Origin of the sequence: Stieleria tagensis, assembly GCF_024129865.1 — a bacterium.
Lineage (GTDB): Bacteria > Planctomycetota > Planctomycetia > Pirellulales > Pirellulaceae > Stieleria > Stieleria tagensis.
Genome location: NZ_JAMYFE010000023.1, coordinates 1 through 11,825 on the forward strand (window position 1 = coordinate 1; position 11,825 = coordinate 11,825).

The 11,825-nt window shown below is 57.0% G+C and carries 8 protein-coding genes; 5 read left to right on the forward strand and 3 right to left on the reverse strand.

Features of this window, described 5'->3' with window-relative positions:
* Positions 1-163 precede the first annotated feature (163 nt).
* The gene (locus tag NHH03_RS04090; RefSeq protein ID WP_253154473.1) at positions 164-1,048 is read left to right on the forward strand and encodes an alpha/beta hydrolase; all 885 of its coding nucleotides are present in this window, start codon (positions 164-166) and stop codon (positions 1,046-1,048) included.
* A gap of 2,031 nt (positions 1,049-3,079) precedes the next feature.
* Here the strand turns inward: NHH03_RS04090 and NHH03_RS04095 are convergent.
* The 3 genes from NHH03_RS04095 to cysD form a co-directional block, all read right to left on the reverse strand.
* Positions 3,080-3,805: a PH domain-containing protein gene (locus tag NHH03_RS04095; RefSeq protein WP_253154474.1), complete on the reverse strand. Its 726-nt coding sequence runs from the start codon at positions 3,803-3,805 to the stop codon at positions 3,080-3,082.
* A gap of 534 nt (positions 3,806-4,339) precedes the next feature.
* Entirely contained in the window at positions 4,340-6,280 is a 1,941-nt protein-coding gene (gene cysN / locus NHH03_RS04100; RefSeq protein ID WP_253154475.1) for a sulfate adenylyltransferase subunit CysN, read from the reverse strand.
* Positions 6,281-6,361: 81 nt separating this feature from the next.
* Positions 6,362-7,273 carry a sulfate adenylyltransferase subunit CysD gene (cysD, locus tag NHH03_RS04105; RefSeq protein WP_253154476.1) on the reverse strand — a complete coding sequence of 304 codons (912 nt, stop codon included), beginning with the start codon at positions 7,271-7,273 and terminating at the stop codon, positions 6,362-6,364.
* A 222-nt stretch (positions 7,274-7,495) separates the two neighbouring features.
* On the opposite strand from cysD, the gene NHH03_RS04110 reads away from it, so the two are divergent.
* From NHH03_RS04110 to NHH03_RS04125, 4 genes are all read left to right on the forward strand, one after another.
* Positions 7,496-8,824: an adenylosuccinate synthase gene (locus NHH03_RS04110; protein WP_253154477.1), complete on the forward strand. Its 1,329-nt coding sequence runs from the start codon at positions 7,496-7,498 to the stop codon at positions 8,822-8,824.
* Positions 8,825-8,831: 7 nt separating this feature from the next.
* Positions 8,832-9,617 carry an isoprenyl transferase gene (locus NHH03_RS04115; RefSeq protein ID WP_261364076.1) on the forward strand — a complete coding sequence of 262 codons (786 nt, stop codon included), beginning with the start codon at positions 8,832-8,834 and terminating at the stop codon, positions 9,615-9,617.
* Positions 9,618-9,636: 19 nt separating this feature from the next.
* The gene (locus NHH03_RS04120) at positions 9,637-10,593 is read left to right on the forward strand and encodes a phosphatidate cytidylyltransferase (protein WP_253154478.1); all 957 of its coding nucleotides are present in this window, start codon (positions 9,637-9,639) and stop codon (positions 10,591-10,593) included.
* Between the two features lie 150 nt (positions 10,594-10,743).
* On the forward strand, positions 10,744-11,817 hold the full coding sequence (locus NHH03_RS04125) for a PhoH family protein (RefSeq protein WP_253154479.1): 1,074 nt from the start codon (positions 10,744-10,746) through the stop codon (positions 11,815-11,817).
* The last annotated feature ends 8 nt before the right edge of the window (positions 11,818-11,825 follow it).

Genomic DNA, 11,825 nt, shown 5'->3' on the forward strand with positions numbered 1-11,825 from the left:
ACACAAACCCTAACCTAAACCGAAGAGACCCCGGTCTACTCGCCCGGAGTGGCGGTGGAGCGGTTTTTGGTGAGATCAATGTCAACTCCCGCCCCCCGCTGATCCCGGACGTTCGCTGGACGAGGAAACCGGAACATTGACGCCACCCTCACGACGAAAACTAATGATCCGCCGTGCTATGATCGTCACGTTGTGCTTGATCGTCGCCGGATTGATAGTGTCATGGTTTGTCGCTGGCGCACTCGTCGCACCAAACCCTCGTGTAATTGGTGATCCACCACGCGAACTGAACGCAACCGCGTTCACAATGAACAGCGATTCTGGTTCTCTGATTTCGGGTTGGCACACCCAGCCAAATTCCAGCAACGGTGTGATCGTATTGCTCCATGGCATACGTGGGTCGCGCCTGTCGATGTTGGACCGCGCTCGGATGCTTCATGACGCGGGGTATGCGACGGTGATGATTGACCTCCAGGCACACGGCGAGAGTCCTGGAGACGTAATCACCGTTGGATACCTCGAACAACACGACGTTCGTGCAGCTGTTGAGTTCGCACGACGCGAACACCCAGACGAACCGATCGGCGTTATTGGCGTTTCGCTTGGTGGCGCGGCGGCTCTATTGGCGTCGCCTTTAGACATCGACGCTCTCGTGCTCGAATCGGTCTACCCGAACATTCACGACGCCATCCACAATCGTGTCGCCGCTAAACTTGGTCCGCTTTCATCAATTCCTGCGTCGCTGCTACTCATCCAACTCCAACCTCGTCTAGGCATATCGCCAACTGAGCTTCGTCCTATCGACCACATACCTGACATCCAATGTCCGGTATGCGTTGCATCCGGAACTGAGGACCAACACACCACCGAATCGGAAACGCACGCAATGTTCTCCGCCGCAGCAGAGCCCAAACACCTTTGGTTGGTCGATGGTGCTGCACACGTGGACCTCTTCCGCGACGATCCGATACAATATCGACAGCAGATCGTCCGTTTTCTCGACGGCCACCTTCGCGATAATCGCAAGGACGCCAGCGAAAACCAATAAGAATTTGACATCGCGTGAAAGCACGGCGGTGTTGGCATTGGTTCTCTATCGATTTTGAAGAGGGGCTGGCTATTTGAGCGGACGAGCCGATGCTCAAATTCTCTGTTCAAGAAGGCCGGAGTCGGCGACGCCCCATTGGGATTTGCACCCGATGCTGCGGTGCGGAGGGCGACCTTTTGTGCCGCGTGTGACTGGATCTGCAGGAACTCGCTTGAGTGAACCCAGGCATGTGGGAGCGGGTTGTGGCGTTTTGAAGCGAGGTGACTGACGCTTGGAAGTCCGTTTCTCGCTGATCGACCAGCGACTGCGCAGACCGGTTGCGTGATGCCGACGGGCGGCAGTTTCGCAAACCTGTTTGCCGTCGTTGGTGTGGAGGATTCATCCGACGGGATCGAAAGGAGAACGCGTCATGCTTGGTCGGATAAATCCTCCACACCAACGAAGCATCCGAAACGAGGGGTGGTCTTCAATCGCTTTGTTTGGATCAACATTGATTCTCCGAGCCTTGGTGCCTCCGTGAGACCGATTGGTCCGGGGGCTCTCACAGAGGCACAAAGGCACGGAGGAGGAAATAAAACCCCCAGCCCCTTTTAGGTGTCCGTCGCGACTCGGTCATCGCCGCCGTTCATCGTATCGAGCAAGCAGAGGTTGCCACAGATAGACACGGATGCACATTCGCGTCCTTCGTGGTTTAACGTTCCCCTGGATCGACCGGTGACGTGTAGAATGTGGAACCATGCCATCCACACGAAGGCTGCGAGTGAGGCCGGTCGTTCGGCCACAGCCACAAACACGAGGGAGATGCACCATGCAGGCGAGCCGATTAAATCGACGAGAACTGCTCTCAATCAGCACAGGGGCAATCGCGTGTTGCGCAACGCGATCGCTATACGCTGAACAGGTCCAACCCGTTGGCAGGATCGCTTTTGTTCGAGGTGATTTCGGGGATAGCGGGAACAGGAAAATCTTTTTGATGAATCCTGACGGATCGGATCTGCGACCGTTAACTGACAACGAAGACAGACCCGGAGAAGATCAACCATCATGGTCACCCGACAGCAAGGCAATTGCGTTCACTGCAAAAAAACGCATTTGTGTATGCAACCCGGACGGCAGCAAACTGAAGATCCTGACTCCTGCGGAGATGCAGGCGGAAGCACCCACGTGGTCGCCGGATGCAGCACACATTGCATTCCAGGCGTGGAATCAAGACCGCTCGTCCTCGCAGATCTATACTATGAAATCCGATGGATCGGATGTTCGACAGCTGACGAGATCGGAAGGCTATCACTGGCTTCCCTGCTGGTGTCCCGATAACGAGCGGATCGTGTTCGAATCAACGATGACTGGGAACCGAGACATTTTCGAGATTTCGATTGACGGATCAAACCCAATCAACCTCACCAATGCACAGGGAACTGACCATGCGCCAGCATGTTCGCCAGATGGCAAACGGGTCGCAATGGCAAGTGGTCGCGACTTCGGGAATCTGGAAGTGTGCATCATGAATCGCGATGGATCGGCATTTGTTAATTTGACAAACAATGACGCGAGGGATTCTGAACCCACATGGTCACCTGACGGCCAGTGGATCGCATTTGCACGTTCTGATGGGAAATCACCACCGATGGACATTTGCATCATGCGAGCCGACGGGTCAGACGTCAACACGATCACTGTAAACGATGGCAACACAGACAATTGGGCGCCGTCATGGGGTGCTCCTTGACTACGAACAGGGCCGAACCAACAAGCATTTGACATCGCGTGAACGCACGGCGGTGTCGGCATTGGTTCTCTATCAAGCATGAACAGGGGCTAGCGATTTGAGCGGACGAGCTGATACTCAAATTCTCTGTTGGAGAAGGCCGGTCGCGTGATTCCGACGGGCGGCAGTTTCGCAGGCCTGTTTGCCGCTAGCTGGTGTGCAGGATCCGAAACGAGGGTTGGTCTTCGATCCATGCCGACGGTCTCAAACTCAGGTCACCTCACCCAGCCTCCAACGTCTTGCCGCCGGCCTGAGTGACTGCCTTAGCCCTGGTTTTGGCGAATCCGATCGATGATGTGCTCGGGGTGGGGAAGTCGCTTCGCAACCACTTCCAGATCATCCTGGCCTGAACTGGAGATACCTATGCCGCCGACGCCCAGCATGCGTTGCAAAAAGGTTTGGTCGAGTTGAATATTGCGAACGTCGTCGTGTTGGACTTCAGAGGTCTCACGCGCAATCAGCCCTTTCTGAAAAATTGTTCGGTCGCTTGTCACCGTCAGGGTCGTGAACTGGCTGAGTAGAATCCAGTATCCGACGGTACCGACGATCAACAGCAACGTGATGGCACAGGCCCAGGTCAGCAACGAAGCCGGGCCGAGTTTTGTTGTTTCGGCGAATGAATAGCCCGCAATAGACGTCTCGGTCACCGACAAGATCATCAGGGCGGCGGCGACCAAAAAGACGGTTCCCAAGACGAGTGTTTTGATCGGTCTGGCACGAAACACAACGGGGTGGACCTGCAGCAGCGTGCGTTCCTCGGGCTCTGCCGCCATCTGCCTCTTGTCCATCTTCGTCTCATCAACCTCATTCACCGAGCTGACCACCGCTGTCGGCATTTCGATTTCGAACGGTTTCTTGCAACCGGGGCACACGACGGGACCATCGATATGTTCAATCGTGCTGTCGACTTGGTGCTTGCAGTATGGGCAGTGGGTGGTGAGGACTTGCATGGCTGGCGGATCCAGAAGTTTCGAGAGACGAATGGACATGTTCGCAGACATCCACTGCACTTCACATGCCGTTGCACCGCGACAACACCTGCACTCGATTTGACGCACGCAGCCGCAAGCCGCTGAACGCTGCATTCGAAAGACTTGTGAGATCAGATTGGTGGCTGCCAGAGACGGCTTGATCAGAAACGCTCAAGATGGTCGAAACCCGTTCAGGCCCAGGAAATTCGACAAACTTGTTTTTGCAGTCGTCGGAAGAGAATCTAACGAGAAATCCGGCAGAGCGTAGAAGTGGCGGAGTAATGTCTGCCAGAAAAATGAGGGGCAGAAAAATGGGAAAGCTGTTTCTTTCAATGCGGCGATCGAATGCCGGTTGAAGTTGGGTCAACATCGCCCCACACCGTCTCACCTTCTAAACGCGCCGACGCCAGCACTGAAATTTTTTGCCCCCTATTTTTCTGTCAATCTACCACTTTCCGCCTCCCGCCATCCACTCCCTCGACCCATTTCCACTGCCAACACCTACCCCGGTTTTACTTTGGCACTGAATCAGTGAGTTGCCCGCCGGTGGTGCTATTTGATGATCGACTTGGAGCGGAGGGCGTCGATGATTTGATTGACGCACTCGTCGATGGACTGTGTGGATGCATCGACGGTGACGTCGGCGTCTTGGGGGGCGTCGTAGTCGGCTGTGACACCGGGGAAGTTCAGCAACGCTCCTTCGTCGGCTTGGGCGTATTGACCTTTGCTGTCGCGCTGACGACAGACTTCCAAAGGCGTGGCGACGTGCACGACCAAGAAACGGTCTTCGCCGATCACACGGGCGACTTTCTTGCGGACGTCGTCACTGGGGGCGACAAAGCAGGCGACACAGATCAGTCCGGCTTGATTGAGCGTGTGAGCCAGGTGAGCGCTGCGGCGGAGGTTTTCGCTGCGATCTTCGACGCTAAACCCGAGTCCTCGCGAGAGGCCTTTACGGACCTGTTCGCCGTCGATCACCGAGACGGCGCGGCCGCTGTCAAACAGCTTTCGCTCCAGGGCTCGGCCGATCGTTGATTTACCGGATCCGGTCAATCCGGTCAGCAGGATCGTCGCCGGTTGTTGACCGTAACGCGCGGTGCGTTCGTCCGAGCTGACTTCGGAAACGGTTTGAGAATCGCTACCGGAGTCTTGGGTTTCTTCGTCCCAGACTGATTTCGAATGACCATCACCGGCTTTGTCCAGGATCATGCCGGCAGCGACAGTGGTGTTGTTGATCCGGTCGATGACGATAAAGGCACCGGTGGAGCGATTGCGGCGGTAGGCGTCAAAGTGGATTGGCGCCGACAGGGTGATGCCGACGCGGCCGATGGCATTGAGTTCCAGTTCCGGCGCGGGACTGCGGTGCAGCGTGTTCACGTCGACTTTGTAGTTCAGCGTGTCGATGGTGCCAGGGATGGATTGGGTGGTGTGTTTGAACAGATAGGTTTTGCCCGGCACCATTGCTTCTTCGCCCATCCACACCAACATGGCTTCGATCGAGTCGCGCGACTTGGGCAGGTTGCCGGGGCGAACGATCATGTCGCCGCGAGAGGCATCGATTTCGTCTTCCAGCGTCAACGTGATCGACAGCGGCGCGAACGCCTCGTCTAGATCGCCGTCATAGGTCACGATCGACTTGACCTTGGATTTTTGCTTGCTCGGCAACACCATGATTTCCTCACCCGGGCGGATGATGCCCGATGCGATCGTGCCGCAGAAGCCGCGGAAATCCAGGTTGGGGCGATTGACCAATTGCACCGGCATCCGGAAGTCTTGCAGATTGCGGTCGCTGCCGATGTAGACCGATTCCAGAAAGTTCATCAGCGTTGTTCCGCCGTACCAGTCCATCGACTTGCTGCGGTCGACGACGTTGTCGCCGTTAAGGGCGCTGATGGGAATGAAATGCAAGTCGGGCAAATCCAGACGTGTGGCGAAGGAGCGATAGTCGTCGCAGATGGCTTCGAATTTGGATTGGTCGTAATCGATCAAGTCCATCTTGTTGATCGCGACAACGACGTGCCGAATCCCCAGCAGCGAGACGATGAACGAGTGACGCTTGGTTTGCGTCATCACGCCGTGGCGGGCGTCGATCATCAGGATTGCCAGGTCGGCCGTCGACGCACCGGTGGCCATGTTACGGGTGTATTGTTCATGACCCGGGGTGTCGGCGATGATGAATTTGCGTTTCGCTGTACTGAAGTAGCGGTAGGCGACATCGATCGTGATGCCTTGCTCGCGTTCTTCCTTCAGCCCGTCCATGAATAGCGAGGGGTCAAAATTACCACCGGTCGAACCGTGTTTGGCCGAGTCGTTTTGGACCTTGGCCAATTCGTCTTCGTAGACCAGTTTCGAATCGTACAGCAGTCGCCCGATCAAGGTGCTCTTGCCGTCGTCAACACTGCCGCAGGTGATGAACCGCAGCAGTTGCTTGTTCTCGTGCTGTTTGAGGTAAGCGTTGATGTCGGTGGCGATTAGGTCTGACTGGTGCGACATGAGAGCGAACTGGGAGAGGATGACGGGTGACGGTGTGGTGGAGCGATGCCAATCGCTGACGGGGCGCTATTGAAGCAGGCGTTAGAAGTAGCCGCGTTCTTTTTTCTTCTGCATTCCGACGCCGCCTTCGTCCTGGTCGATCACGCGGCCTTGGCGTTCACTGGTGGTGGTCAACAGCATTTCTTGAATCACGTCGACCAAATCCGTCGCGTCGGATTCGACCGCGCCCGACAACGGGTAGCAGCCCAGTGTGCGGAACCGCACCATTTTTTCTTCCTCGACCTCGCCCTCCAGCAATGGCATGCGATCGTCATTGCGTAGCAGCAACACGCCATCGCGATTGACGACGCGGCGTTTTTCCGACAAATACAGCGGCACAATGGGAATCTTTTCCAAGTGGATGTATTGCCAAACATCCAACTCCGTCCAGTTGCTCATCGGGAAAACACGGATCGATTCGCCTTTGTTCACTCGGGTGTTGTAGAGGTTCCACAATTCGGGACGCTGGTTTTTGGGATCCCAGCGGTGGCCCTTGTCGCGGAAGCTAAACACACGCTCTTTGGCTCGCGATTTTTCTTCGTCGCGGCGGGCGCCGCCAAAGGCCGCATCGAAGCCGTGTTTGTCCAAAGCGGCTTTGAGGGCATCGGTTTTCATCAATTCGGTGTGCCGCTCGCTGTCTTCCCAGGGCTTGATGTCGTGTTTCAGGCCTTCTTCGTTGATGTGGACGATCAGGTCTAAACCGAGTTCTTTGGCGACATAATTATCGCGGAACTCGTACATCTCTTTGAATTTCCAGGTCGTATCGACGTGCAGCAGCGGAAAGGGCGGTTTGGCCGGCGCAAACGCTTTGAGCGCCAGATGAAGCAGCACCGAAGAATCCTTGCCGATGCTGTAGAGCATCACAGGATTTTGGAATTCTGCCGCGACTTCACGGAAGATATGGATGCTTTCTGCTTCCAGTTGTTTCAGGTGGGTCAGGTTGTAGTCCGACATCAGGCCGCCATAAGGGGGACGAGTTTCACGTTCGCACGGCTGCCGCAAGCAGCCTGCCGGGGAGTATAGACATCAGGACGTGGCTGACGAGAGCGGGTTCGATCGATCGGGTGAGAAACAGCCCTCTCCCGTTGCCTTACGGCTGGATCAGGTTTAGGCTCTTGGATTACGCGCCGGGGAAACGCTGTCTCCCGGCCATGTCAACTAATCGGAGTGATTCTGGTGTCGGGAACTTGCGTCATCGGTTTGCAGTGGGGAGACGAGGCGAAAGGCAAATTAGTTGATTTGCTGGCCTCGCAGTTTGACCTAGTTGTTCGCTACCAAGGCGGTGCCAATGCGGGGCACACCGTGGTGGTCGGCGAGGAGGTGTACAAGCTGCATCATATTCCGAGCGGCATTCTACATTCGGGGGTCCAGAATCTGATCACCCCCGGTGTCGTGATCAATCCGGAAACGATGATTGCGGAAATGGATGGTTTGGACAAACGCGGTATTCACTGTGACGACAACTTGCTGGTCAGCGAGCGGGCGCACCTGGTGATGCCCTGGCACATGGCCGAAGACCGACAAATCAATGCGACCGCCGTCCGCGGCGAATCGATCGGCACCACCAACCGCGGCATCGGCCCCTGTTATCGCGACAAGGTCGGGCGGACCCACGCGATTCGCATGATCGATTTGGTCCAGTCCAATCGAGACGAACGGATCGCCACCGTTGCGCAGCAGAAATTGGCGATTCTGCGGACCATGGGCGCTTCGGACGAAGAACTGGAATCGGTTGCCGTCGAAACGGTTGTCGCTCAAGCGGCGCGGTGGGGCGATCGGTTGCGGGGCATGATCGGCGACACCACCGATTTGTTGTTGGATGCCGCCGAAGCCGACAAGCGAATTTTGTTCGAAGGCGCCCAGGGCGCGCTGCTGGACATCGACCATGGCACCTACCCATTTGTCACCAGCAGCAACAGCAGCGGAGTCGGTGTCTGTGCCGGAGCTGGCGTGCCGCCTCGCTGGATCAACACCGTGCTGGGTGTTTGCAAGGCCTACAGCACCCGCGTCGGTGGCGGCCCATTTGTGACCGAATTAGAGGATGAAACCGGAGACCGCATTCGCACCTTGGGCAATGAATTCGGCACCACCACAGGCCGTCCGCGGCGTTGTGGTTGGTTCGATGCCGTGGCGGTTCGCTACACTGCGCGGCTGAGTGGTGTGACACGGTTGGCGTTGATGATGATGGACGTCCTGGCCCATCTGGACGAGCTAAAGGTTTGTGTGGCGTATGAGCTTGATGGCGAGCGGATCACGCGGTTCCCCAGCCACAGCGAAGAACTGCGTCGTTGCAAACCGATCTACGAAACCATCCCCGGCTGGAAACAACCGGTCGACGACGTGCGTAGGGAGGAAGACTTCCCCGCCGGTGCATTGGCGTATGTGCGTCGGATCGAAGAACTGGTGGGGATTCCTGTCGGTGTGCTTTCGGTTGGCCCCGATCGGGCTCAGACGATTTTTACCAAGCAGTCGGGCGAGTTAAATTTGCAACCGATCGGAGTGTGATCGATCGATGAACGCAGACGGTTCTGATTTGAAATCCGCAGCTGATTTGAAACCCGCGACGGCAACCACCGCCGCGCCGCAAAAGACGCTGCCGCGTCACGTTGCCATTATCATGGATGGCAACGGGCGTTGGGCGCAAGCCCGCGGCCTGGAGCGAATCGAAGGCCATCGTCGCGGTGTCGATACCGTTCGCATGATCAGCGAGACCTGTACCGAGCTAGGGATCGCCGCGGTGACGCTGTATTGCCTGTCCAGTGAGAACTGGAAACGGCCGCAGGCGGAGCTGGAGTTTCTGATGCACCTGCTGCAACAGTACCTGGTCGATGAACGCCAGATGATCATGGACAACGGTTTGCGTTTAAAGGTCATTGGACGGCGTGACCGCTTGCCAGCCGGTGTGCTGGCGGAAATGGACAAGACGCTGGAGATGTCGGCGGGCAACAACGGTACCGAACTGGTGCTGGCGATCGATTACGGCGGCCGCGACGAGATCACGTCGGCGGTGCGTTTGCTGTGCCAAGACGTCCGCGACGGAAAGATCAACGAATCCGAAATCGACGAAGAAATGATCTCCAGCAGGCTCTACACCGCTGGGTTACCGGATGTCGATTTAATGATTCGCACCGGCGGCGAGTTGCGCGTCAGCAATTTCTTGTTGTGGCAGCTCAGTTATGCCGAGTTTTGGATGACCGAGACCTGTTGGCCCGAATTTAGCCGCCGCGAGTTTGAATCGGCGCTCGAGAGTTTTGTTTCACGCGATCGCCGCTTTGGTGGTCTTTCAGTCGGCCAGTAGGGAAGGAAAAAGGCGGCCCATGCTACGAGACCGGTTGCGGACGAGTGCGGTATTGATCGCGCTGGTGTTGGGGTTGCTGTTCTTGGACCGGACCGTTTCTCCGCCGGGGGCCGAAGGCATTTGGTTGCTGCCGCTGTTGCTGTTTTTCACCATCGGAACGTCCTGGGAAATGGCGACGATGCTGAGAACCGCAGGACACTCGATTCAGCGCGGCAATGCGGTCACTGGTGCAGCGATCATTGCGGTGTCGGCGGCGGTTCCGTTCTTGTGGGCCATCAGCGAATCGGGCTATCCGGGTGATTGCCCGATTGGCCGATTGGGCTGGATCGTCTTGGCAGCCGTTTTGGCGATCTTTGTGATCTTGTTGTCCGAGATGCGCGACTACGGCCGCGAACCCTCCGTGGCCTTGGGGCGGGCTATCGACCGAACCTGTTCCTCGGTGTTTGTCTCGATGTATGTGGGGATACCGATGGCGATGCTGACCGCGCTGCGATCGATGCATTGCGACTCGACGGCGGGCCGGTTCGGTTTAGCGGCGCTGGTCACGATGATCATGGTCACCAAAGTGGCCGATGCAGGGGCCTACTTTTCTGGTCGGGCTTTCGGGCGTCATAAATTGATTCCGCGTCTGTCACCGGGGAAAACGATCGAAGGGGCCTTTGGCGGCATCCTGGCGTCGACCCTGGTCGCCTACCTGTGCCTAAGTTACCTGTTCCCCACGATCCAAACGCCCCTTAAAACCGGACTTTCCGGACTGTTGGCACAGCCATGGTTGGGGGCGCTGGTGTTGGGGCCAACGCTGGCGATCACCGGAATGATGGGAGATTTGGCTGAATCGCTGTTCAAACGCGATTCGGGAGTCAAGGACAGTGGTCACCTGCTGCCCGGTTTGGGGGGGGTGTGGGACGTCACTGACTCCTTGATTGCAGCGAGTGTGCCAGCATTTTTCTGCTTCGCGGCAGGCGTTGGTGGGTAATAATGCGGTGGCTTCTAGCGGTGAAGTCGATACGATTGTCAAATTGAATTCTGATCCTGGGCTGCCGGTCGACCGGCACAGGCTGATTTCAACCTCCGTTGATCTCGATGGATCAAACCAACCACATGGCCGAGGGGTCGGCCCAACTGAATGACTGAAGCCACATTAATGGTCAGTGAGCCTGACGAGTTGTTGCAACTGTTCGGGCCGCGGGATCAACATCTTCGAAAGTTGCGGCAGTTATTTGACGTCACAATCACACATCGCAATGGGCGTGTGCGAATTGCTGGTGAGGGTGACAATGTGTCTGGCGCCCTGCGAACGCTGGAAAAGCTTCGCCATCAGATTCAAAAGCACGGCGGCATCAGTGGCGACGACGTCGCGACGTTGGCGACCGAAGAGGGGGCGACGGTCAAAACAAAGGAAGGCTCGGCGGCGACCGGAAAACCCAAGGTCAGCAATAGCGACGACATTGCGATCCAACATGTCGGTCGTCGAATTCGGCCCCGGACCGAAGGCCAAGCGAAATATGTCGATGCGATCCGTCAATATGACCTGACCTTTGCCACCGGTCCGGCTGGCTGCGGAAAAACCTATTTGGCCGTCGCCACGGCGGTTGAAGCGCTCAAGGCCGGTCAGATTCGCAAGATCGTGTTGGTGCGACCGGCCGTCGAAGCCGGTGAGAGTCTGGGTTTTTTGCCGGGCGACCTGCGCGCCAAATTGAACCCCTATCTGCGACCGCTGTTGGATGCGCTCGGCGAGATGGTTGACTATGACCGGGCTCGCGAATTGATGGAGCAAGAAGTGATCGAAGTGATCCCGCTGGCCTATATGCGGGGGCGGACGTTGAACGACGCTTTCATCATCCTGGACGAAGCCCAGAACACGACCATTGCTCAGATGAAAATGTTTTTGACGCGGATGGGCGAAGGCAGCAAGATGGTTGTCAGTGGTGATGCGACACAATTGGACCTGCCGCGCGGCGTGACCAGTGGTTTGCGAGATGCGATTCGTCGTTTAAGCCGGATCAAGGCGATCGGAGTGATCCGATTGACCGGCGAAGACATTGTGCGGCATCGATTGGTCCAGCGGATCGTGGAAGCGTATGAAGAAACCGAAGAACCCACCACGACCTCGAACACCAGACCGCGACGCGCCAGCGTGCGCATGATCGGCGGCGAGATGACTCCACGTAATAGTGCCGAGGGAACCATGGATCGCTAGCGCCCCGT

Coding starts and splice junctions, on each gene's coding strand:
- NHH03_RS04090 (WP_253154473.1), top strand. CDS start 164: ATGATCCGCCGTGCTATGATCGTCACGTTGTGCTTGATCGTCGCCGGA.
- NHH03_RS04095 (WP_253154474.1), bottom strand. CDS start 3,805: ATGTCCATTCGTCTCTCGAAACTTCTGGATCCGCCAGCCATGCAAGTC.
- cysN (WP_253154475.1), bottom strand. CDS start 6,280: ATGTCGCACCAGTCAGACCTAATCGCCACCGACATCAACGCTTACCTC.
- cysD (WP_253154476.1), bottom strand. CDS start 7,273: ATGTCGGACTACAACCTGACCCACCTGAAACAACTGGAAGCAGAAAGC.
- NHH03_RS04115 (WP_261364076.1), top strand. CDS start 8,832: ATGAACGCAGACGGTTCTGATTTGAAATCCGCAGCTGATTTGAAACCC.
- NHH03_RS04120 (WP_253154478.1), top strand. CDS start 9,637: ATGCTACGAGACCGGTTGCGGACGAGTGCGGTATTGATCGCGCTGGTG.
- NHH03_RS04125 (WP_253154479.1), top strand. CDS start 10,744: ATGACTGAAGCCACATTAATGGTCAGTGAGCCTGACGAGTTGTTGCAA.